This window comes from Streptomyces sp. NPDC058279, from assembly GCF_042881255.1.
Classification (GTDB): Bacteria; Actinomycetota; Actinomycetes; order Streptomycetales; family Streptomycetaceae; genus Streptomyces.
In genome coordinates this window covers 260570-282511 of the sequence record NZ_JBHVYA010000002.1, presented here as the reverse complement: position 1 = coordinate 282511, position 21942 = coordinate 260570, and the positions used below count along the sequence as shown (strand labels likewise).

General features: G+C 68.2%; 25 protein-coding genes and 1 pseudogene. 5 read left to right on the top strand and 21 right to left on the bottom strand.

The annotated features are described in order from the left end of the window. Positions 1 to 59: 59 nt before the first annotated feature. A complete protein-coding gene (locus ACFVXJ_RS06030) occupies positions 60 to 578 on the bottom strand; it encodes a hypothetical protein (RefSeq protein WP_389659323.1) in 519 nt (172 codons plus the stop codon). A 173-nt stretch (positions 579 to 751) separates the two neighbouring features. Between ACFVXJ_RS06030 and glnA the strand changes: the two genes are divergently transcribed. Then, on the top strand, positions 752 to 2113 hold the full coding sequence (gene glnA / locus ACFVXJ_RS06025) for a type I glutamate--ammonia ligase (RefSeq protein ID WP_389659320.1): 1362 nt from the start codon (positions 752 to 754) through the stop codon (positions 2111 to 2113). Between the two features lie 75 nt (positions 2114 to 2188). Here glnA and ACFVXJ_RS06020 read toward each other — a convergent pair whose 3' ends face one another. From ACFVXJ_RS06020 to ACFVXJ_RS05945, 16 genes are all read right to left on the bottom strand, one after another. Next, positions 2189 to 3454: a tyrosine-type recombinase/integrase gene (locus ACFVXJ_RS06020; RefSeq protein WP_389659317.1), complete on the bottom strand. Its 1266-nt coding sequence runs from the start codon at positions 3452 to 3454 to the stop codon at positions 2189 to 2191. Positions 3455 to 3524: 70 nt separating this feature from the next. Next, a complete protein-coding gene (locus tag ACFVXJ_RS06015; RefSeq protein WP_389659314.1) occupies positions 3525 to 3761 on the bottom strand; it encodes a helix-turn-helix transcriptional regulator in 237 nt (78 codons plus the stop codon). 481 nt (positions 3762 to 4242) lie between these two features. After that, positions 4243 to 5784, bottom strand: a complete 1542-nt coding sequence (locus ACFVXJ_RS06010) for a YfjI family protein (RefSeq protein WP_389659311.1) — start codon at positions 5782 to 5784, stop codon at positions 4243 to 4245. 301 nt (positions 5785 to 6085) lie between these two features. Next, entirely contained in the window at positions 6086 to 6970 is an 885-nt protein-coding gene (locus tag ACFVXJ_RS06005; protein WP_389659308.1) for a DNA primase, read from the bottom strand. Positions 6971 to 7058: 88 nt separating this feature from the next. Continuing rightward, positions 7059 to 7229: a hypothetical protein gene (locus ACFVXJ_RS06000; protein ID WP_389659305.1), complete on the bottom strand. Its 171-nt coding sequence runs from the start codon at positions 7227 to 7229 to the stop codon at positions 7059 to 7061. 115 nt (positions 7230 to 7344) lie between these two features. Continuing rightward, positions 7345 to 7500, bottom strand: a complete 156-nt coding sequence (locus ACFVXJ_RS05995; protein ID WP_330261746.1) for a hypothetical protein — start codon at positions 7498 to 7500, stop codon at positions 7345 to 7347. 18 nt (positions 7501 to 7518) lie between these two features. Continuing rightward, on the bottom strand, positions 7519 to 7980 hold the full coding sequence (locus ACFVXJ_RS05990; RefSeq protein WP_389659302.1) for a hypothetical protein: 462 nt from the start codon (positions 7978 to 7980) through the stop codon (positions 7519 to 7521). Next, positions 7977 to 10136, bottom strand: coding sequence for a hypothetical protein (locus tag ACFVXJ_RS05985; RefSeq protein ID WP_389659299.1), 2160 nt, complete (start codon positions 10134 to 10136; stop codon positions 7977 to 7979). Before ACFVXJ_RS05985 ends, ACFVXJ_RS05990 begins: the two co-directional genes overlap by 4 nt. A 14-nt stretch (positions 10137 to 10150) precedes the next feature. After that, on the bottom strand, positions 10151 to 10543 hold the full coding sequence (locus tag ACFVXJ_RS05980) for a hypothetical protein (RefSeq protein ID WP_389659296.1): 393 nt from the start codon (positions 10541 to 10543) through the stop codon (positions 10151 to 10153). 11 nt (positions 10544 to 10554) lie between these two features. Beyond that, complete coding sequence (locus ACFVXJ_RS05975; protein WP_389659293.1) at positions 10555 to 11025, bottom strand: hypothetical protein; 471 nt, start codon at positions 11023 to 11025, stop codon at positions 10555 to 10557. Between the two features lie 654 nt (positions 11026 to 11679). Beyond that, complete coding sequence (locus ACFVXJ_RS05970; RefSeq protein WP_389659290.1) at positions 11680 to 11895, bottom strand: hypothetical protein; 216 nt, start codon at positions 11893 to 11895, stop codon at positions 11680 to 11682. Position 11896: 1 nt separating this feature from the next. Further along, on the bottom strand, positions 11897 to 12517 hold the full coding sequence (locus ACFVXJ_RS05965; RefSeq protein WP_389659287.1) for a hypothetical protein: 621 nt from the start codon (positions 12515 to 12517) through the stop codon (positions 11897 to 11899). A gap of 62 nt (positions 12518 to 12579) precedes the next feature. Beyond that, entirely contained in the window at positions 12580 to 13386 is an 807-nt protein-coding gene (locus ACFVXJ_RS05960) for a phosphoadenosine phosphosulfate reductase (RefSeq protein ID WP_389659284.1), read from the bottom strand. Then, positions 13383 to 14468: a hypothetical protein gene (locus tag ACFVXJ_RS05955; RefSeq protein WP_389659281.1), complete on the bottom strand. Its 1086-nt coding sequence runs from the start codon at positions 14466 to 14468 to the stop codon at positions 13383 to 13385. Before ACFVXJ_RS05955 ends, ACFVXJ_RS05960 begins: the two co-directional genes overlap by 4 nt. Continuing rightward, positions 14465 to 14737, bottom strand: a complete 273-nt coding sequence (locus ACFVXJ_RS05950) for a hypothetical protein (protein ID WP_389659278.1) — start codon at positions 14735 to 14737, stop codon at positions 14465 to 14467. Before ACFVXJ_RS05950 ends, ACFVXJ_RS05955 begins: the two co-directional genes overlap by 4 nt. Continuing rightward, positions 14734 to 15003: a DUF6284 family protein gene (locus ACFVXJ_RS05945; protein ID WP_389659275.1), complete on the bottom strand. Its 270-nt coding sequence runs from the start codon at positions 15001 to 15003 to the stop codon at positions 14734 to 14736. Before ACFVXJ_RS05945 ends, ACFVXJ_RS05950 begins: the two co-directional genes overlap by 4 nt. A 387-nt stretch (positions 15004 to 15390) precedes the next feature. Here ACFVXJ_RS05945 and ACFVXJ_RS05940 point away from each other — a divergent pair, with 387 nt between their 5' ends. Next, positions 15391 to 16257: a GntR family transcriptional regulator gene (locus tag ACFVXJ_RS05940; protein WP_389659273.1), complete on the top strand. Its 867-nt coding sequence runs from the start codon at positions 15391 to 15393 to the stop codon at positions 16255 to 16257. After that, positions 16247 to 16957 carry an HAD family hydrolase gene (locus tag ACFVXJ_RS05935; protein WP_389659270.1) on the top strand — a complete coding sequence of 237 codons (711 nt, stop codon included), beginning with the start codon at positions 16247 to 16249 and terminating at the stop codon, positions 16955 to 16957. The genes ACFVXJ_RS05940 and ACFVXJ_RS05935 overlap by 11 nt, the downstream gene beginning before the upstream one ends. A gap of 336 nt (positions 16958 to 17293) precedes the next feature. Here ACFVXJ_RS05935 and ACFVXJ_RS05930 read toward each other — a convergent pair whose 3' ends face one another. Beyond that, positions 17294 to 18118, bottom strand: a complete 825-nt coding sequence (locus tag ACFVXJ_RS05930) for a hypothetical protein (RefSeq protein WP_389659267.1) — start codon at positions 18116 to 18118, stop codon at positions 17294 to 17296. 128 nt (positions 18119 to 18246) lie between these two features. Between ACFVXJ_RS05930 and ACFVXJ_RS05925 the strand changes: the two genes are divergently transcribed. Beyond that, on the top strand, positions 18247 to 18432 hold the full coding sequence (locus ACFVXJ_RS05925; RefSeq protein WP_389659265.1) for a hypothetical protein: 186 nt from the start codon (positions 18247 to 18249) through the stop codon (positions 18430 to 18432). Here the strand turns inward: ACFVXJ_RS05925 and ACFVXJ_RS05920 are convergent. Both ACFVXJ_RS05920 and ACFVXJ_RS05915 read right to left on the bottom strand, forming a co-directional pair. Further along, positions 18421 to 19512, bottom strand: coding sequence for an IS630 family transposase (locus ACFVXJ_RS05920; protein ID WP_389659262.1), 1092 nt, complete (start codon positions 19510 to 19512; stop codon positions 18421 to 18423). The two genes, ACFVXJ_RS05925 and ACFVXJ_RS05920, sit on opposite strands and share 12 nt — an antisense overlap. Positions 19513 to 19602: 90 nt before the next feature. Further along, a complete protein-coding gene (locus tag ACFVXJ_RS05915; protein ID WP_389659259.1) occupies positions 19603 to 19977 on the bottom strand; it encodes a hypothetical protein in 375 nt (124 codons plus the stop codon). Positions 19978 to 20314: 337 nt separating this feature from the next. Here ACFVXJ_RS05915 and ACFVXJ_RS05910 point away from each other — a divergent pair. Then, positions 20315 to 20419, top strand: a pseudogene (locus ACFVXJ_RS05910) (glutamine synthetase); the annotation flags it as partial. A 78-nt stretch (positions 20420 to 20497) separates the two neighbouring features. Here the strand turns inward: ACFVXJ_RS05910 and ACFVXJ_RS05905 are convergent. Further along, positions 20498 to 21898: an alpha/beta hydrolase family protein gene (locus ACFVXJ_RS05905; RefSeq protein WP_389659256.1), complete on the bottom strand. Its 1401-nt coding sequence runs from the start codon at positions 21896 to 21898 to the stop codon at positions 20498 to 20500. Positions 21899 to 21942 lie beyond the last annotated feature (44 nt).

Genomic DNA, 21942 nt, shown 5'->3' with positions numbered 1-21942 from the left:
GCTGAGGGGGGTGGAAGGCGGTTCCGCTATGGGGGCGCGGTCGGGCGCGCCCGAGGGCGTCAGGTCCGCAGTACCTGGAGGGCGTGCAGGTCGGGGGCGCGCGCGAGGGTCCCCGGCGCCCGGACCGGGCCGGCGTACGCGGGGCGCGCGGTCACCACCGCCCCGGCCCCCACCGCGGCGAGGGCCGACGCGGGGACGGGCAGTACGGCGGGCGGCGCGTCGGAGCGTGGGACACAGCCCGGCAGCTCGTACGGGGCCACGCAGTCGGCGTGCGCCGGACCGGGCGCCGGGCGGTAGGCGGCCCCGTACGTCGTCACGTACGTCGTCGCGTACGCCGTCCCGTGAACCGTCCCGTACGCCGGATGGTGCGCGGGGTACCGCACCGGGTGGCGCGCCTGCGCGACGGCCGTCCGGGGCCCGTGGGCCACCGGGTTCCCCGCGCAGGGGAAGGCGGCACCCCACAGCAGCACCCCGAGGGCGAGCACGGCGGCCACGGCCACCGGCGCCGCCGACCGGGCGGCACGCCGGGCCGGGGGACCGGTGTGGCCCCCGAGCTCCCTGTGCTTCCAGCCCCCCATGGCCGCAGATGGTAATGCTCATGACCGGCCCGAGGTCAGTGCGGGGGTGCCACGACCTTTCAGGGGTGCGTAATGTGGCGGAAACCACGGGTGGCGATACTGGGCCGGCCCGACTGTGCTCCCCCTCCGGGGGGCGGTGGTGCACACGCCGTCTGAACTGCGAGGATGAAGGCATGGACAAGCAGCAGGAATTCGTCCTCCGGACGCTCGAGGAGCGCGACATCCGCTTCGTGCGCCTGTGGTTCACCGACGTGCTGGGCTTCCTGAAGTCCGTCGCGGTCGCGCCCGCGGAACTGGAGCAGGCCTTCGACGAGGGCATCGGCTTCGACGGCTCCGCCATCGAGGGCTTCGCGCGGGTCTACGAGTCCGACATGATCGCCAAGCCGGATCCGGGCACGTTCCAGATACTGCCGTGGCGCGCCGAGGCGCCCGGGACCGCCCGGATGTTCTGCGACATCCTGATGCCGGACGGCTCCCCGTCGTACGCGGACCCCCGCTATGTCCTCAAGCGCATCCTCAACAAGACCTCCGACCTGGGCTTCACCTTCTACACCCACCCGGAGATCGAGTTCTTCCTGCTCAAGGACAAGCCGCTGGACGGCACCCGGCCCACTCCCGCGGACAACTCCGGCTACTTCGACCACACCCCGCAGAACGTCGGCATGGACTTCCGCCGCCAGGCGATCACCATGCTCGAATCCATGGGCATCTCGGTCGAGTTCAGCCACCACGAGGGCGCCCCCGGCCAGCAGGAGATCGACCTGCGCTACGCCGACGCGCTCTCCACCGCCGACAACATCATGACCTTCCGCCTCGTCATGAAGCAGGTGGCCCTGGAGCAGGGCGTCCAGGCCACCTTCATGCCGAAGCCGTTCTCCGAGTACCCGGGCTCGGGCATGCACACCCACCTCTCCCTCTTCGAGGGCGACCGCAACGCGTTCTACGAGTCGGGCGCCGAGTACCAGCTCTCGAAGGTCGGCCGCTCCTTCATCGCCGGCCTGCTCCGGCACGCCGCGGAGACCGCCGCCGTCACCAACCAGTGGGTCAACTCCTACAAGCGCATCTGGGGCGGCTCGTCCCGCACCGCCGGCTCGGGCGGCGAGGCCCCCTCGTACATCTGCTGGGGCCACAACAACCGCTCGGCCCTGATCCGCGTCCCGATGTACAAGCCGGGCAAGACCGGCTCCTCCCGCATCGAGGTCCGCTCGATCGACTCCGGCGCCAACCCCTACCTGACGTACGCCGTCCTCCTCGCGGCGGGCCTCAAGGGCATCGAGGAGGGCTACGAGCTGCCGGCCGGCGCCGACGACGACGTCTGGGCCCTCTCCGACGCCGAACGCCGCGCGATGGGCATCGAGCCCCTCCCGCAGAACCTGGGCGAGGCCATCTCCCTGATGGAACGCAGCGAACTGGTCGCCGAAACCCTCGGCGAGCACGTCTTCGACTTCTTCCTGCGCAACAAGAAGCAGGAGTGGGAGGAGTACCGCTCCGAGGTCACCGCCTTCGAACTCCGCAAGATGATGCCGGTGCTGTAACCGCAGGTCAGAAGCGGTATCCCAGTCAGACGGCATCCCGGATCGGCGGCAGAAAGCCGCCGGCCCGGATCCGTCTCACCCCTCCTGGGCCGTCTGTGGGCCGTCAGCCGTCGGATCGGTGGCCTCGTAGACCTCGTCCAAGGCCCTCAGGGCGCGCTCATGACTGCTCGGCATCAGGTGCGTGTAGACCCGGAGCGTGAACCCGGGGTCCCCGTGTCCGAGGTAGGTGCTCAGCGCCTTGATGTTCTCCCCGGAGTCCAGCAGCACCGACGCGTAGAAGTGCCGCAGCGCGTGCATCCCGTGCTCGCGCGCGGCCTGATGCCGCTGGGCCGGCCGCGGCTCCGGGATGACGCCGGCCTGCGCGAGGGCGAACTTCCACACCCGGGTGTTGAAGTCGGTGCGCCGCACCGCGCCCCCGCCCGGAAGGGAGAACAGCAGCCGCTTGGTGACGAGGGGCCCGTCCGGCTTGAGCCAGGGGAGCGTCACGTCGACCGGCGGGAAATCCTCGCGATGCTCTCGCAGCACCTGCGCGATGCGGCGGGGGAGCGGCACATCTCGTTCCTTTTCCCGCTTGGGTAGACCGAAGACGAGGTGCCCGTTCGCCACCTTCACCTGATTGGCCACCCGGAGCCATTCACCGCGGAAGTCATCGGGGTCGTCGGGCAGGCCGAAGATCTCCCCCTGCCGGAGCCCCAGCCCCGCGCCGGCGTCGGCCATCGCTCGGTACCGCTTCGGCAGCGCCGCCCGGACGGCGAAGAGCCGCTCAGGCGTCCACGGCCTGACCCGCGGAGCGACCGGAGCCGGTGCCCGGACCGTACGGGCCTTGCACGGGTTCTTCGCCAACAACTCGTCGTCAACCGCGGCGGCGAGTACGGCAGACACGCTGGCGAAGATCACGCGCCGGTATGAGGAGACCGGTAGGGCCTGTTCCAGCTCGCTGAGCCAGTCGCGGATGTGCTCGGGCCGGAACGAGTCGAGTGGCCGCGGGCCAAGGTAGGGCAATGCGTGCTTGCGGATCTGCACCTCGACAGACGATCGCGTGGTGACGTCCGTCGTCAGCGACGCGAGCCATTTCTCTGCGTACTCCCGGAACGTGATCCGGCCGGCGGCGGGATCGATGTACTGCCCCCGGGACATGTCCGCCTCGATGTGCGCCAGCCACTTCTCGGCGAGCCGCTTCTGCCTGTCGGGGAAGCTCTTCGACTTCTCGGTGCCGTCCGGTCCGATGAACCGTGCGCGGTAGCGCATGCCGCTGCCGTAGCGATCGGTCTTGATCCGACGGGGCTTGCCGTCGGGTCCCTGCTCGGTCTTGAACCACCGGTCTTGGATGTGGCCTGCCACGCGTGGGCCTTTCTGGGCAAGCGCCGAGGGCGGGCCCGGGTGGGCCCGCCCTCGGCGGTCATGTGGTTGGTTAGGCGGCTTGGCTGATGTCCTTGCGCTTCTGTTCGGCGATCCACGCGTAGAGGTCGGCGGGGTCGTAGCGGGTGTGCTTGCCGACGCGGAATCCGGGCGGGCCGGTCCGCTTCTTCCGCCACTGGTAGAGGGTCTCTACGGGCACGTCGAGAAGTTCGGAAACGTCGTCAGGGGTGAGGTAGCGGTCGGGGAGTCCACCGCGCAGGGTGGTGCGGGGGTCAGCTTGAGCGGGCATTGCTCCTCCGGCGGGTTGGAAAGGTACGTGTCTGTCCGACGTGCGGAGTTCTACTCATCGCGTCAGCTATGCGGCCCAAGGTCCGACCTGCGGTTTCGCTGACGGCAGGCCGTGGTGGCGCCGGCTAGGACGTTGCCTCCTGCTTGCCGGGCGGTGTCGCATCGGGCGGCCCATCGGGTTCCTTCGGCTCGCTCCGGGGCGCGAAAACCCCGGAAAGTACTGACAGAACTGACAGAACCTCGCCACGTGGCCTCTGACCTGCGGATTTGGGCGGTTCGGGCCGCGTGACAAAACCTCAAAAAACTCTGACAGAACCTCGAAAACCTCGGTTCTGTCAGACCGGGCGGCTCGCCCGCGGCGAGGTTTTTTGAGTTCTGTCGGAGTTTTCGGAGGTTTTGTCAGAGCTCCGAAAGTGCCCGTTTCTGCAGGTCAGGTGGCTAGTCGGGAGGTTCTGTCAGTTCTGTCAGAGGTTTCGGGGGCTTCAGGCGGCGGGGGTGATGCGGGGGTGGGTTTCGTAGCGGGGGGAGGGCGGCCGGCCGCCGCGTGTGGTGCGGGGCGGCGGGGGCTGCTGGCGGACCCAGCCGTGTTCCTCAAGGAGGTCTAGGGCGGGGTCGAGGTCGCCCATGGCCGCGAACTCGCTGCGGGGCATCGCGCGGAACAGGTCGCGTTTGGTGAAGGCGGCGGTACGGGTCTCGCTCAGGTGGGTCAGTACGGTGTGGGCGGCTTCCTGGGCGGGGTCGGCCTTCATGGCGTTGAAGACGTCGAGGGCGTGGGCGGTGAAGTAGTCCCCGAGGCGGGTGGCAGCGGCCATGGTCTCGACGGCGATAGGCCGCGTCCAGGCGTCCTCGGGGTGGGTGGCGAGGTGGAGGAGGCCCGCGATGCGGGCGACGGCGCCGTCACGCTTGCTGGCCCAGTTCACGATCGGAGCAAGAGGTCCGTCCTTGCGGAGTCGGGCTTCGGTGACGCGCTGGTAGGCGAGGAGGACGGCGTCGGCCTCCGGGGTGAGGGTGAGCGTGACGGTCTCGGTCCAGGCCGCGAGGGTCAGTGCCAGACCTCCAAGCGTCTTGGCGTAGGTGCCAGCGATGTCGGGGTTGAGGAGGTCGGGGGTGAGGTTGCGGTAACCGACGAGGGATTCGGGCTTGGAGTAGAGGAAGCGGGCGAGCAGGCCGCGGCCGTCGGCGCCCTTGATCTGTCCGATGGAGTCCAGGACATCCGGCTGTACGGCCAGGCCCATGGTGATGGCGGGGTTCTCGATGTACTGGGCGTCTCGGGCCTGGCGGTTGACGCGGGCCATGTCCCCTGCGTGGCCCTTGAGGAAGATCCCCATGTTCGGGACGCCGGAGTACCGCCCGGCGATGATCTCGAAGATCTCGCCTTCGGGGGACAGGATCGCGATCCGTCCGTCTTGCTGGGCGAGGAGGCTGGTCAGGCTCTCTGCCGTGACGTCGTCGGCGACGAGCTGCGGCTCGACCGGGACGACGGCCCGCTCGGCGGCCTCGGACAGTGAGATGGCCTGGGCGGTCAGTCCGGCGAGCTTGTCGGCATCGGCGTTGGCCGCCAGCTTCTCGGCCCTCTCGGCCGCGGCCTTCGCGATCCGGGCGGAGGCGGCGGCCTCGGCCCGCTGGGGCGCTGTGAGGTCGATGAGGGCTTTCTCGGCGGCGAGGAGGGGTTTGGTCATGAGCCCGAACACGGCGCTTTTGCGGTTGCCGGGCGGGAGAGCGACGGCGGTGTAGAGGTTGACGGGTTCGGTCCATTGCCCGCGGACGGTCACGGTGAGGCGTCCGCCGGCGGCGGTGCCGATGACGGCGAGCGCGAGACACCCGGCGAGGTCGACGGGCGTCTGCGTCTCCTCCGCGACTCCGGCCGTCATGGCGGCGAGCCAGTCGGGCAGGGCGTCCACGGGGAACGTGGGGAGCTGCCCCCGCGGGTTGAGGGGTACGGGCTCGTCCCACACGGGCCCGGCGACGTCCTCCGGGGTCATCTCGTTGAACCCTTCCCACAGCTCCGGGTCGTGCGTGGTCATGCGACTTCCCTTCGCGAGGTGAGACGGGGGCAAGTGGCTCGGTGCTGTTCGTGATCGGCGATCAGGGCTAGCGCGCGGGTCTGGCCGGCGGCGAACAGGTCTCGGCCACAAGCGCACCAAGAGCGGACGGTGGGGGTGGTGCCGCGTCCGGGGGCGACGATGTGGAGCCAGGCCACCGGCCGGCGTCCGTCGTCGGCGCGCGGGTCAGGGCGAACAGATGAAAGGACGCCTTCGGCGACGACCTTCGGCGCACCACGGCCCTCCGGGGTGAGGGTCGGCTCGGCGGGGTGCGGTCCGGTGGTCATGAGACCGTCCCCGCCGCTACGAATCCGCGGGTCACGGCGCGTTCGGCGTACGGTTCCGGGACGCCGACGGAGACCGCTGCGGCGGTGATCTGCTGCCCCAGGAGCGTCAGCCCGCACGGGCCGGGGCAGCCGGTGTGCTGGGCAGCGAGGAAGCGAGCGACGGCGAACGCCTGGGATCCAGCTCCGGACTCGACGCAGGCCGTGACCCGGGCGAGCCCGTGGGCCAGTGCCGTGCGGACGTATCCGGCGGTGTGGCGGCACCCAGTGGCTACGCTGCGGTCCCACGTGGCGCGGACCGGAGATGAAGAGGCCACCCCCACCCCCGAGGACGGGGTGGCCTCTTCCTTCACCGCGAGGGCGCGGACGGCGTCGGGCAGGAGCGCCGTGGTGCCGGTGCCGGCCCCGAGCCAGCGGGCGTAGGCCATGAGGGACTTGATGTCCACGCCGGGCCGCACCCCGTTGGGGGAGGTCATGGTGCCGCGGTAGATCCAGTGCTGTCCGCGGGTGGTGGCCACGGTGCGAGTGGGGGGCAGGTTTTCGCGGGCCCAGGTGACGGCGGCCTGGTTGTCGAGGTCGACGACGGTCACCCCGGCACCGCCGGGGTGGTAACCGACCGCGCCGGCCTGCCGCCACGCGGAACGCCACGCGACCGAGGTGAGCACATCAGGGTCTGTGGTGGCGGCGGCCCAGGCGTGGCACGGCGCCGGGCACAGGCAGGGACCGGGCACCTTCATGCCCGGCCGGCCACCACAGGTGTTGTCACGGCAGCCCGGGCAGTTGCCCATGGGCCCCTTGTCGGCCCGTAGCGGCAGCACCGGCACGCTGCGGCGAGCTAAGGCGAATGCCACGCGTAGGTGCGCGGGCGGGAGGTGTTGGGTCATGCTGGAGACCTCCACAGGTCTGTTGAGGGCTTGGGAAACGAGGGCGGCCCCGGTTCATTGGCGTGAGAGGGGGCCGCCCTCGCTGTGTTCAGTGGCGGGTGTGGTCGGTGGCGAGGTCGGTCAGGCGCTTGGCTTCGTCGGGGGTGACGTGGCGGTAGCGGACCGAGACCCGGCAGCCGGGGTGCGGGCAGCGGACGGTGCGTGTGCCGGTGAGGAGCGCGAGCGCGTCGGCGACGCGCTCGGGCAGGGGCTGGTTCACGCGGTGGCCTTTCAGCGGTTGTTGAGGGTTCCGGTGGCGCGTCCGGACATGGGTGAGGGCGGCCCGGTCTTCGGTGAGAGGGGGCCGCCCTCGTTGCGTCCGTGGGGCGTGGCGTTCAGTTGTTGATCTGTCTGCGGACCTCGGCGACGAGGCGGAGGATTTCGAGTGCCATGTCGGTGATGGCCTGTAGTTGCTCTTCGACGTCCGCCGGGCCCGTGAAGGAGAAGGATGGTTCGTGGTCCGGTCTGGGGTTGGTGAACGAGAACGACACGGGGTGGCTCCTGCCGGGTCAGATGTTCGTGTGGTGTGCGCGTCGGATGGCGGCCTCCCACACGCCGCGTACCTGTGCGCCGGTGTGGGAGTCGTTCCAGGAGGGGATCGACTCCCACTGTTTGCCGTGCTGGCGGCGGGCTTCGTCCAGGAGGAGGTTCCCGGCGTCTCGGTAGGCGGCGTTGCGGGCGCCGGCGGCGGCGCGCAGGGCGCCGATGGAGCAGCGGGCGCCCTCGGGGTGGATCAGGCGGTGCTTGGCCCAGCCGTGGGTGTCGAGGAGGGCCAGGGCGTCGGTGAGGGTCTTCTCGACCGGGCCGGGCCAGTGCACGGGCGGGGCGGCGGCGAGGATGACGGAAACCGGTGCGGGCTCGGCCGGGGCCGCGGGGGCGACAGGCTGCGGGGCCGGGTCGAGGAGCTGGAATGCCTTTGCGTACAGGTCCTGCTCGATGGGGGTGAAGCGGGTTTCGGTGCGGGTGTTCATGCGGCCTTCCACAGTCCGTTTTCGTTGGTGATCTCGTCTCGCTTTTTCAGCTCGGACAGGCGCGGCTTGATGTTCTTGGCGGTGGTGCCGAGCTTTCGGGCGATGGTCTCGGCGGTCATGGGGATGGATTCCTCCCGAAGGAGTTCGAGGATTCGCGGCTTGATCAGCTCCTGTCCGTCCGCAGGAGCCGTGGGGCCAGCGGGTTCGTTCTGGGCCCGCTGCTGGGGCAGTGCGGACGGTCCCTGCTGGGCCTTGGTGAGGAGGTCGGCGAGGCTGCCGATCAGGTTCTTGCCTCGCTGGTCGACCACCGGGGTCCGTGTGATCGCCTCCCGGTGCCGCCATGCCTGGCAGTCCTCCGCGGTGACGGGCGGCTGGCCTCCGGCCAGGGAGGCGGGCGGGACGTCCAGGTAGAGGGAGCGGAACTGGACGGCCTGTGAGCCGGGGGTGAGGAGGTAGCCCAAGCCGAAGGTGCCGTCCTCGGGACGGGCGACGGCCTCGGTGTTCAGGCCGCTCATGTCCCGGTCGGCGACCTTGGCGTATTGGCCCGGCCACTGCGGGGGGATCTTCGACAGGTCGATGCCTTCGGCCCCTTCGACCGCGTTGGCTCCGACGAGGGAGCCCTGGCCCTTGGCGCAGCGCAGGAAGACGGCGCCGCCGCCGATCAGGAGCTGGGAGCGGATGATCGAGGAGTTGCCGAGGTCTTCGGCGAGCGGGGTCTGGGTGGCCAGGACCACGCCGATCCCTCGCTTGAGGGATCGGCGGGTCATCTGCTCCACGATCGCCTTGGCCTCCGCGTGGTACGGCGAGGAGACCGACAGCAGCATGTGCGCTTCGTCGATGACGATCAGCAGGAGCGGGTCGATGAAGGGGAAGGCCGGGGAGCGGTAGCGGGCTTCGCGGTCGAGCATCATCGCGTAGGCCAGGCGCAGGGCGCCCATCGCTTCGTCCAGGCCGTCGCCGCAGTAGGCGGCCAGGCCTGCTCCGGCGATGGTTCCGGCCTGTGGGGAGGACAGGATCACCGCGATGCGTGACTTATGTGCGGAGAGCAGAACCTGCTCCAGCACTCCGGATTTGCCGGAGCGGGACCCGCCGACGAGGTACAGGTGGCGGGCGCCGGAGCCGGGCTGGGCGAGGGGCACGAGGGCGGGCTGGGCGTCGATGTAGGTGCCCAGGCGGACGTATCCGCGCGCGTCCATGGCCAGCTCGTCCACCACGGTGGAGAGCATCGTGCCGTGCATCAGCGCGTGCTCCTTCATCACGCGCACCCCCATTTGCGAGGGCTTGTCGGTGGGGGTGAGAGCGATCTGGATCGTCTCCAGGTCGAGGTTCCCCGCGAGGTCTTGGATGTTGACCGTCCCGATCGCCCTGCGGGCGCGGGTGGCGATCCCTTCCCAGTCCAGGGGCCCGTCGTAGCGGGTGAGCGTAAGGGTGGTGCCGGGCATCGCTCCGTCCGGGACGGCGACGTGTGCGGCCCACAGCTCCTCGGGAGTCGTGGGGGCGCCGGCCGTGATCTGCGGTGCTGCCGATGGCTTCGTGAGGTGGACGGTGATCGGGAGCGCGTTCGGGGCGTAGTGCTTGGGGTCGCCCATCTCGACCTGGGAGACGGGGATCTGGTAGACGGCGGCGATGTCCGCGGCCTTCACCCTCACCTGCTGGCCCTGGGGCAGCGTGATGATCCCGGAGAACGACAGGTGGTCGTCCCCGACGTCGAGGGCGAGGTGGGCGAGGACGGCCCCGGCCTGGATCAGCTTGCGGCCCTCGGTCTGGGTGGGTCCGGAGATGAACTCCGTCCACCACGCGGTGATGAGCTGCGCCTGCGAGGTCTGCCCCGCGGTGGTCGTGGCCGGGAGGGCGGGGAGTTCGCCGGCGGTGTTGCGGTGGTGGGCCAGGACGGCCGCCCCGGCTGGCACCGCGAGGCCGAGGGCCAGCAGCGGGTCCATGCCGCTGGCGAGGATTTGGTGGGCGGCGATGCCGCATCCGCCGGCAGTGATCCCGCAGGCGATCAGGGAGCGCAGGACGGGGGTGGAGGCGCCCACGGCCCACGCCCCCGCTCCGGCCGCCGCTGCGGCGATAGCGGACCAGGGGCCGACAGCGGCAGATGCCACCGCGAGAGCGGCGGGCGCGTACTGGATGAACTGTGCTCGGGTCGGCCCCATGGCCCTTCTCCTTCCTACTGCTGGGTGTAGAAGGCGGCTTCGGCCATCTCGACCGGCGAGGTCTCCACGGCGTCGGCGATGCCCCCGTGGTCGGACTCGACGGTCGTCTTCGCGTCGTCGGCGGCCGCGGCCGCGCTGTCCGCCGCCGCGGTGTAGGCGCCGGCGGCTTCCTTGGCACCCGTCATGGTCAGGGCGGCGTCGGCGAACTCGGCGGTGGTGGCCGCATCCACGGCCAGCGCCTTCATCGTTTCGGAGGCGTCCTGCATCTGCTCGGCCGTGTCGTCAACGTCGGTGGTGAGCTTGGTGACGGTCTCGGCGTGGACGTGGACCTGGTGGGTGAGCCAGGCGAGCTTGACACGCAGGGCCGCATACGTGGCGGCGTCCTTGAGGGATTCGGTGGCAGACATCCGGGCTGCTCCTATCGGGCGTTGTAGAAGTCGCGTTCGGCGGGCTTGGTCAGCGGGGAGTCGGCAACGGCGCGGAAGATCTGGCCGTGTCGGACCTCGGCGTTCGCGGACGCGGTCCGGCACGCTTCCTCGCCGCCCTGGATCTGGTCGTGGAGCTTCTGCGCGGCGGCGGCCTGAAGGTCGAGCTGTTCCTTGAGGTGCTCGCACTTGCCGATGAGGTTCGCGCCGACGCCCTTCTCGGTGATCTCGGCGATGAGCACGTCGCAGTCCGCGGCGAGCTGCGCGGACTCGTCCACAAGTTCCAGGCAGGTCTCGGTGCTGGACTGGCACAGGGTGGCGGCGCCTTCGGCGAGGTCGATGACCTGGGTGAGGGTGATGACCTCACCGCCGCTGTAGGTGCGGGTCTTGCCTGCGGCGGTGGTGACGTGGACGCCCTGGGCGTCGACGGTCGCGGTGTGCGGGACGGGCGGGTTGGGCTGCATCGCGGGGTCCTTCCTGATCTGCTCGGGGATCGTGACGGTCGGCGGCATAGGGACGGTGCCGGGCGGCGGGATCGTCGGTCCCGGCGCAGGCGTGGGAGGCGCGGTGGCGGACGAGGGAGGTTCTGGCGGTGGGGCGGCCGGGGGCGTGGCGGGCGCCGGCGGTGTGGTGGGCTTCGGCGGCACGGTGGTTCCCGAGGCAGGTACAGAGGGCCCCGGAGGAGGTGTGGCGGAGGGTGAAGCGGAAGGTGTAGTGCCGGGCTTCTTCATGTAGGCGGACCGCCATCCGTCACGCAGGCCACCGGCCCAGTGAGCACCTGCGAGAAGCCCGTAATGCGCTTTCGCTGCCGCGTTGTAGGAGGCGTTTCGGAAGGTGTCCGGTGCCCGGGTCGGCTGCCATTTGGTTTTCGGTTTGGGCGGGGGTTTCTTGATTCCCGCCTGCTCGTATTTGCCGTGGGTGTTGTCGACGCCGACGAGGTAGGTGATGGCGAGCAGGATGAGGAGTTCCACGAGCCTCCTTACGTGACACTGTGTAGTTGTCGGGGGTTACCGGTTACCGGTTACAGGTCCTGCGGACGCCGGTTCTGGCCGCACGGGGCGGGTGACGGCGGTGTCTGCGGGCTGTAACCGGTAACCGGAACCGCCACGGATGTTCGCTCAGCGTGATGTGCCGATGTTGCTGACCGTGCTGTTCGCGGTGTTGAAGACGGATTCGAGGGTGCTGCGGATCTCGTTGCTGAACGGCGTGTACGGCAGGAAGATCCCGGAGACGATCAGCATCAGGCAGATTGCCATCTGCTTTCCCTTGGTCTTCTTGAAGGTGAAGAACAGGGCCCAGCAGAACAGGGCCAGGGCGAAGAACTGGAGTGTCATTTCACGCACCCTTCTCGAAGGTGAATCCCTTGTTGTTCGCGGGGGCGACCGCACCGGAACCGGAGGGTGCGGAGAGCTTCTTGTAGGCGACGAGTCCGCCGCCGCCGACGAGTGCCACCCACAGCCAGGGGCTGGACGTGATGCCGTCGCTGGCACCGCCGGTGGGCTCCTGCTTCTTGGGGGCCGCGCCGGCGAGGGTCGGGGCGGCACAGGCGGGGATCTTCGACACCTCGTACGAGGCGGCCTTGGCCACGGCCGCCGCCCGGACCTTCATGCACTCCTGGTAGACGGTCATCTCCCGCTCGTACAGGGTCTTGGCCGCGGCTTCCTCGGTCTGCGCCCTCTGCTTGTCGGCCTCTGCCTCGACCAGGGCGTTCGCGGCCTTCTCCTGGGCTCGCGCACGGTCCTGGGCGGCCTGCTCGCCCTGCATGCTGGTGACGGCCACGACCGTCCCGCACACCGCGAGCACGGCGATCGTGCCGCACATCGCGAGAGCGGCGGTGTTGCGGCGGACCCCGCCGATCTTGCCGATCGTGGCGGAGAACTTGGACGACGTGCTGGGCTTCCGTGGGGCTTCGGTGTTCATGCGGGTGAACTCCTCGTCCCAGTCGATTCCGGACATGCGGTTCCCTCCTTCCGGTGTTTGAGGTAGTGCTGAAGGGCGGTGAGCGGGGTGCTGTCCAGTCAGGTCATGCACCAGCCGGAGTCACATCCGGGGTCGGTGTCGTCGAAGGGGAGGGTGTCGACGCCGTCGGGGATCGCGGCCCGCAAGGGCCGGCCGAACCGGGTGAGGTAGACGTGGTCCTTGCCGAGGGTGTCGCGGCGTTGGTTGAGGAGTTCTTCGAGCTGGCATGCCTTCTCGGAGAGTTCGGGCTGTTCGCGGCGCATGTCGTGCCAGGCGTCGGGCCGGTGGAAGGGGCAGAACCAGCACGATGACTTGGGCGGGACGGGCAGGCCGGCGGAGCGGATGATGCGGGCGCAGTCGATGCGGCGGATTCCGCGTTCCAGCAGGGGGTATTCGACCTGCTCGTGCGGCTCGCTGCGGCGCTTGTTGGCCCGGCCGATCTCGTCGAGGCTGATGCCGATTCCGACCGTGGCCGGCTGGTCTTTGGTGGCGCCGCGGCGTTTCAGTTCCCGGCCGATGACCTTGATCTTGTAGTCGGCGGTGCAGGAGCGGGTGCCGGGGGCGCCGTTGCTCATCCGCACCGGGATCTTCAACGATCGGGAGCCCTCGCGGGTGAGTTCCCCGTACAGGGTGCGGGTCTCGCCGGAGCGGATCATGACCCGGTCCAGGAGGACCAGCTCAAGGCCGTGCTCGGCGGCGTAGGGGCGGGCGTAGAGGTCGAGGTACGCCATGGTGGCCGGGTTCTCCGAGTCGTCTCCGACGTTGGCCATCAGGAATGTCCGGTAGTCCAGCTCGCCGGTCGCGGCCAGCACCAGGGCGGCCATGGACTGCCAGCCGCCCCCGAAGCTGAAAGCACGAAGGCTCATGTGCTGCTCTCTTCCTGTGCCATCAGCGCGGTCCAGGCGTCCCTAACTCGCTGCTCGCCGCCGACGAACCCGGCCTTGCGGAAGGCCATGACGGCCTGTCGGTAGGAGAGGGCCGGGTCTTCGGAGTAGCGCAGGAAGCGGAGGACCACGATGAGCTGTTCGTCGGTGAGGGCTTGAGCCGGGAGGGGCTCGGGCACGCCCGTCACGGCGGCGACCTCGGCCAGCGTGACGGCCGTGACGGACGCCGTGACGCCGTCCTCCTCCACGACGGCGGCCGGGTCGCTGATCTGCGTGTCTTGCTCGTCACAGGTGTCTGTGACGGGGGCGCTGTCGGCGGGTGGGACGGCGGGGAGGGCCTGGGGTTCGAGGACGGGCGGGAGGGCGGGAGTCACGGCCGCCGTGACGGCGTCACGGCCAGCCGTGACGGGCTCGATCGGGGGTGTGACGGTGATGGCGAACATGTCGCCGAGGGCGACGTCCGCGCCGGTGGTAATCCGCTCCCGCTGGACGTCCAGCAGTCGGGCCCCGAACGTGGTGTCCGCGGTGCCGACCTTGCGGGCCAGGCGCCACGACGCCCGGTCCGAACGCTTCCGGACCTTCTCGTCGGGGTGGTTGGCCGCGCGGGCGCGGTGATAGGCCAGGGCCTGGACCACAGCCGCCGCCCGCGCCTCGGACTCGGCATCCCGCCCATCGACGTGGACCACGATCCGCCGGGCGAGGAACGCCATGCCCTCGGCCGACACGGACATGCCCAGGGGGGTGATCGCGTAGATCACCGTGCGAGGCCCGTCCGGAGCAGCGACGGCAGACATGGCCGACGCGGCGGCGGGCAGCGCCCACAGCCCGGCACGGACCACGGCCGGGGAGGACTGCCCCAGCATGGTCAGCCCCAGGAGCACCAGCGCGAGTACTGCGGTGGCGCCCTCGCCGGCGGCGACCGCGCCGAGGGCGGTGCCGGAGTTGTAGGCGCCCTTGATGTTGGAGTACGTGCCGTATCCGCCGGCCGCGCCCGTGGCGATCATCGGCGCGAACGCGAGGCCGAGGACGAACTTCTGGGCTCCCGTCAGCGGGCGGCCGGTCACCGCTCTCCCCCGTCCTTCTTGTCTTCCCAGAGGGTGTAGGTGACGGGCTCCTCGGCGGTCCGGGTGCGGATCGCGGCTGCGGCCAGCCGGGGGTCCCGGCTGACGGCGCGGTTCGATTCGATGACGATTCGCACGGCGAGTGCGCGGCGCTCAAGCAGCCGGTAGTAGAGCCGCTCGTCCGCCTCCGTGATCGACGGCAGCGGCAGGTTCAGCGCTGCCACAATCGCTTCCAACAGGTCGACGTGGGCCGCTTCGGTGCGCTCGTTCATGCCGCGTCCCCCGAGACCTGCGTACCGGCGGCGCGGTTGGCCGCGTCCCGGCGGGCGGTCAGTACCCGCTGGTGGGCCCGCCGGACGCGGCGGCCGTCAAACTCCGAGGCGGGCCGGTCCAGCATCGCGATCAGCGCGTCGAGCAACTCGACCTCGGCCAAGACCACCGGCATCTCGGTCTCGATTGCGTCCAGCTCCGCGTCTGACGGCTCCAGGCCGTCAGACCACGGGGTAACAACGTCGTGAAGTGCAGCGATGGACTTCATGGGTCTTGCTCCTTCTACAGAGGAACGGGACTCAGCAGCCCCCGGCGCGGGAACGCCGGGGGCTGCCCTGCGTTGGATGAAGCAGGAACAGGGGGTCGGACGTGCAGTGCGAAAGATGTCTCGCCTTCGGGAACACGAGCTCCCGTTTCAGGCATGCGAGACGGTGACCTTTCGGTCTCGCCCTCCGGTTGACCAGGGATCCGGGGCCCTCGGCCCTTGCGGGCCTCAATGCCTGAGCTGCGCCGTGAAGGCACATCTCTCCCGTTCAGCCTGACTCACTTGGCTAGCCCGGTCGGCATGGGAATAACGTAGCCAGCCTGGCTAGTCACGTCAACACCTGACTATCCAAGCTGTCCAAATAGTCAGGTTGGCCGTAGCATCGAGGGCATGACCTTTGCGCTTGAACCCCTGGACCCGGACGACGACCGGCCGCCGTACGAGCAGGTAGCGCGCAGCCTGGGGGCGGCTATCCGCACAAGGAAGCTGGGGCCCGGGGAGAAACTGCCGTCGCACAAGATGCTGACGGACCACTACGGCTTCGCTCGGGCGACGATTCAGCGGGCGCTACGGGACCTCGAAGACGAGGGGCTGGTCGTTTCCCGGAAGGGCAGCGGCGTCTTTGTCCGCAACCGCACGGAGAGGCCGGCAGGGCTGCGGCCGTACGTCGAGCAGGCTTTCGCGAGTCGGCAGGTGACGATCGACTTCGCGGGGTTCTCCAGCGAGACCCTGCATGGGGCGTTGCAGGAGCCGCTCGACAAGATCCGGATCGGGCGCCTTACGCCGACCAGCATCCGGATTCGCATTTTGGTCCCTGACATGACGGTGCCGCAGGCGGCCCCGGTCCGGCGGGAAAACTGCGCCGACGATCCGCGGCTGCGTGCCCGCATGCACGACATCATGGTGGGTTACACCCGGAGCATCTCGGATGCCATAGGGGAGTTGAGTCACCTCGGCCTGGTACAAGAGAGCAGCGTCAGTGTCCGCGTTCACAGCGGGACGCAGTTCTTCAAGCTCTACGTCATCAACAACGAAGACGCGTTCTTTGGCTACTACCCCATCAGGCCCAACAAGGTGGTGGCTCAGGGCGAGCCGATCGAGATCTTCGACCTTGTCGGTAAGGACACGATCCTGTTCCACCACTCGCTCAACGACGGAGACTCTTCAGGCGGAGCCCAGCAAGTGGAACAGGCCCGTATGTGGTTTGACAGCATCTGGGACACCATCGCGAGGGACGTGGATGCCAATGTCCTCTGAGGCCCTGGCTGGCGTCCTCCGGGCGTCCGCTGCTGTTCTCTTCGACTTCGACGGGCCTATCTGTGACGTGTTTCGAGGGCTGCCCGCATCCGGTGTTGCGGCCGAGCTAGCCGATCTGGTGGCCGTCCAGTCCCCGACCCTCGCGGTCCGTGCACGAGGGACTGAGGACCCCATGGAGGTCCACCGCCTCTCACAGGAAGGCGGTGAGGCGCTGCTCCGCGCCGTAGAAGCCGCTCTTACCGCGGCGGAAGTCAGGGCCGTCAAGGTCGCCGGGCCACCGGTGGCGGGGGCGGTGCAAGCACTGAAAACGGCGCGGGACTCGAAGCTGCCTGTTGCGATCGTCAGCAACAACTCGTCGGAGTGTGTGAACGAGTTCTTGGCGCTCAATGAGCTTGAGGGACTAGTAGCCGTCGTCATCGGGCGGCCGGTCCTGCGGCCAGACCTCATGAAGCCCGCCCCGTACCCGCTCCTAAGCGCTGCGGCGGCCCTGGGTGTGGAGCCCGAGAACATGGTGCTCATCGGGGACTCCCTGACGGACATCGAAGCTGCCCGCGCCGCCGGCGCTCGGAGTATCGGCTATGCCAACAAGCCCCGAAAGTGGTCGGCCCTCACCGAGGCCGGGGCGGACGTCGTCGTCCTCGCCATGCAGGTGCTGGCCGACGTGCTCGCCCCCGACGGGGGTCCGAATCCCCCGCGCTGACGGCGTCATTGGGCGGTGTGTGGGCCAGCGTCGGCCCCAGGCCGGTCCTGACTGACTAAAGCGCAGGTCAGACCACGATGGATGGTGAAACCCGGAGCTCTCTGGAGGACCGTCCCTGTCTGAGCGCGGTAAGAGTTTCTCTACTTCATCAAGTGCAGTTCGCTCCGCTCCCCGCACGCGGCCTGGCCCCCGGCCGGGCCTGCGCTCCTGTCTCCGGCCCGCTCCAGCCCGGCCGGCGCCCGCGCCCACGCACGACGATTGGCCACCTGAGGCCAATGGAGGGCGTGACAGTCATAGCCAGCCGAAGGCTATAAACACTGAGTGAAGTAGCCGAATTCATTTCAAACTCGAACCCTTGTAGGTGGAGGGATCGACTTCCCGCCAACCCTTCGAGCTTACAACGCCACCAACATATACTTCCCGATAGCTCGAAAATCCATCCGTTTCCCACGTGGTGTTGTTCAAATGTGTCAGGTCTGCAGTAACTTTAAACTTCCCGTCATTAGCGTCAGGGTTCCTTACGGGAATATCGTGAGAATCCTTACCGTCCACCACTTTGAGCTCAAGCGAGAACTTGCAGTAGTGTTTCTTGCTCTGAGCGGAGACTGTTAGTGTTTGTTGCTCGCCCTGCTCCAGTGAGATGTCATGGTGAGCGAAATAGTTCCCACGGAAATTATATCCGTCGTATTCTTGCGCTGTAGGGCGATCCTCATCGAGATTGAAACCTATTCCGACAGTGTCAGCTTGCCCCGCGCTCGGCGAATATAGGTAAGCTCCCTGGAGGGGGTTCGCGCACTCCCTCTCTGCGATCCGGACATCAGTGATCAACACCGAGTGCCCCCTGTTGCCCTCAACCGTAATCCGAATGTCCGTGACAAACGGATCAACTCCCCCGCGTGCGTCCATCCAGCTGACATATTGCGAGTCGTCATGTATCTGATCAAGACGCTTCAGTTCGCTTGCTGAAAGATTCAGCGCGTCAGGGAAAATGTACGTTCCATAGTCGCCAATCCGCTTCACTTTCACTGTGTTCACTTGAACTGGGCGCTGCCCTACGGGATTTCTCACGCGGGTGATGTCTCCCCCTGGTGCGAAGTAATTATAAATGCTCTCTCCGAGCCCTGTGGCGAAGGCTGTACCGATCAATGCGGCAACCGCCACTATGGCCCCCCACAATTTTTTGGAAATCCGCCACTTCGGTGGCTTAGGGTGATGCTGATGGGGTCCGGAGCGTACATTCTGCCGACGTCTGCTGTAGCCCGACATGTCCATCCCCTGAAATTTGTCGCGTGGCACATCTGAAGCTGCAGCTCTTCGCGGCCGCAGTCCCGTCGTCCTTCTATAAGAGCAAAGCACTTAAAGGTGCAGGCCGCGACTTGGCAGATCAATCGGAGCAGATGCAGCAGTTTCGCCTGCGCAGGCGACGATGCGGCTGGGGCCTTCCACCAGTTCAACATGCCGATCTAGTCTTCTGAGTCGGGAATTCTGTTCAGATATGAGGCGAGGCGTTCGAGGATCTCGTCCGCGGTCTTGGTCCAGATGTAGGGCCTGGGGTCGGTGTTCCATGCTGCGATCCAGGCCCGGATGTCCTGTTCCAGAGCCTGGACGCTCTTGTGGACGCCTCGCCGTATCTGCTTGTTTGTCAGCTCGGCGAACCATCGTTCCACCAGGTTGAGCCAGGACGATCCGGTCGGCGTGAAGTGCAGGTGGAACCGGGGGTGGGCCAGCAGCCAGGTCTTGATCGCTGGGGTCTTGTGGGTGGCGTAGTTGTCCAGCACCAGGTGGACCTCGAGACCGGTCGGTACTTCCTTGTCGAGTTTGATGAGGAACTTCTTGAACTCCTCAGCCCGGTGGCGGCGGTGGAGTGAGCCGATCACCTTGCCGGTGGCGATCTCAAGGGCGGCGAAGAGGGTGGTGGTGCCGGCGCGGACATAGTCGTGCGTGACCCTTTGCGGGACGCCAGGCATCATCGGCAGGACGGGCTGCGAGCGGTCCAGGGCCTGGATCTGCGACTTCTCGTCCACGCAGAAGACCAGTGCCCGCTCCGGCGGGTCCAGGTAGAGCCCGACGACGTCGTGGGCCTTGTCGACGAAGTACGGGTCGGTGGACAGCTTGAAGGTCTCCGAGCGGTGAGGCTGCAGGCCGAAGGCCCGCCAGATCCGCGAGACCGTCGACTGCGACAAGCCTGCCTCCTTCGCCATCGACCGTGTCGACCAGTGCGTCGCGTTCTTCGGGGTGGACTCCAGCGTCCGGGCGACCAGCGGGGCCACCTGCTCGTCCGTGTCCGACCGGGGGCCACCCGAACGTGGCATGTCACCCAGGCCGGCGATCCGATGCTCGACGAACCTTGCCCGCCAGCGGCCCACCGCATGGGGAGTCGAGCCGAGCTGAGCCGCGACGTCCTTGTTGGAAGCGCCCTCGGCGCAGGCAAGGATGATCCGGCACCGAAGAGCCCACGCCTGCGGCGTGGAACGACGCCGCACCCACCCCTCGAGCGCAACCCGTTCCTCACCGGACAGGATCACCTCGGCCTTCGGCCGCCCATTACGTGCCACATACCAAGCTTATACATCTGAACGGAATTCCCGACTCAGAAGGCTAGTTTCTGTCCGACCTCATCCGCAGCACCCCCAGGCGTGTGTCCCTTACTCGTCTGCGTTGAGGATCTGGGACGCGAGCGAACCTAGATCGGATATGGCTCGACTTGCCTGCTCACGTGCAGCAGAGAAGGCGTTTTGCTCTGCTTCCTTCCAGCGAAACTCGCACATGCCGGAATGAAGCGCGAGCCATTCTTCGTTCAGGCCGTCCACGACGGGGGCGATCCGGGGCGCGATCTGGACGGGACCGGCTAGGAGAATGTCCACGGCTTGCACCTTGAGGCTCTTTAGCTGCGCACTTAGCTCATCTGATGCGGTAAACGTGTCTCGCCATGCAGGTAGGGGGGCGGCGTCTATTTCTAGTTTTGCAAGGCTTAACATCTGATTTTCAAGGGCTTGTTCGACGTTCGAAATGGATGTCATGAAGGCTCGATATGCGTCGCGTCGTTCAGTACGCACTGTTCGTCTGTGCTCGATCATTCCCTGATCGCGCACTTGCGTTCGCGCTGCGATGAATGTCAGTACGGCAGTCCCTATGGTTCCGACAACTCCAACGCACGCTCCCAGCACGGCCGCTGTCCCCTGATCCATGCCGGACATCATGCCGCTCGGTGATGCGCCTTCGGGGCGAATCACAGACCTTGGGCTGTCTCTGGGCCGTCCGTGGGCCGTCAGGGGGTGGCCACCAGCCACCGAGGACGACCATTGGCGGCCCCTCCGATGCTGGTCGGTGCCGGGTCGGAGGACGACCCGCCTGGTGGGCGAAGGGGGTTATGACTTCCTGCGCAACAAGAAGCAGGAGTGGGAGGAGTACCGCTCCGAGGTCACCGCCTTCGAGCTCCGCAAGATGATGCCGGTGCTGTAGCCGCAGGTCAGCGCCCCTGGGCCTGATGCAACACTCCGGGCCGGTGGTCGACGACCACCGGCCCGAAGTCGTGGTGCGTCAGCTGCCGGGCAGCTTCTCCCGCAGCCAGTCGAAGACGACGTCGCAGTGCTGCTGCGGGGCCATCGGGGAGCAGTGCAGTTGCGCGCCGGTGGCCGCGGTGAGTTTCACGTAGTCCTTGGGAGCCGTCAGTTTGTCGAACATCAGGCGCGGCTGGCCGGGATAGAACTGCTCGTCGTCGTAGTCGAGGACCAGCGTCGGCGCCTTGATGCGGCCGACGACGTTCGTGATGTCCATCGACTCGATGAGTTTCGCGGGGGTCCAGAAGTCGGTGAACATCTTGCCCTTGCGGGCGTCGAGCATCGCCGGTACGGAGAAGGGCTCGACGCGCTTCTTGATCGTCGCGGCCGCGTCCGGGGGCAGCGCGGGGACGACCTCCTTGTTCCAGATGGTGTTCGTCGCCTCCTTGTCCGGCGTCACGATCTTGCGGAGCTCCGGAGGGAAGCCCAGCCACGGCGACAGGCAGCCGGGCATCGCCACCAGAGCGGCGATCCGGTCCTCGAAGGCCGCGGCCCGGGGTGCCAGGTCGCCGCCCATGCTCAGTCCGGTCAGGGCGATCTTGTCCGGGTCCACGTCCGGGCGGGCGACCAGCCAGTCGACGAGCGGCGTCACGACGGTCTCCCAACGCGGCGTGAAGACCACCCGGTCGACGAAGAGCAACTGCCCCTGGCCCGGGCCCTCGTACACCAGGGCGTTCCAGCCGCGCGCCAGGGCGGCCGAGACGCCGTAGGTCCACATGTCGACGTTCTGCCCGTCGCTGCCGTTCGTGAGGATCACGGTGGGGCGCCGCTCGCCCGAGGTGTCCGGCCGGAAGAACCACACCGGCAGCGGCGTCCTCGGGTACGCGACGTTCGCCTTCACCGGCGGCGGGTCCCACAGTCCGCAGAACGTGTCCCAGGCGCCGCGCCCGGCCTTGTAGAGCTGTTCCTCGCTGCCCGGGTCGTCGGAGCCGAGGACGAAGAACAGGGCCTGGGCGTAGTACTGCGCGGCCCGCAGGGCGCGCGAGCGGGTGGTTACCCGGTCGGGCTTGCCGTCCCGGGGCGGCGCCATGAGCTGATCGCCGAGTGCCTTGAAGGTCGCGGTGTACGTCCGGGCGGAGAGGCCGGCCTTGTTGATCGTGTTCACGGCGGTGAGCACCTCGCCCACCTCGGCGGTGCCGAAACCGGCCCCGCCCAGTGCCAGGAGCCCGTTGAAGTTGAAGGCGGGGTCCTTGAAGAGGGTCATCACCCCGGGTGTGGGGCCGCCCGCGGGGGAGTCCGAGGGACCGGGGGCGGGCGCGTTCGCGGGCGGGGCGCCCGACGAGGTGCATCCGGCGGCCAGCACGGCACCGGCCCCGCCGACGAGCCCGGCAAGCGTGGTGCGACGGGTGGGGCCGGCGGCGCGGGTCGGTTCGTACGTCATGGCAGCCGAACGTAGGAGCCGCACCCGCGACCTCCTGGTGCGCG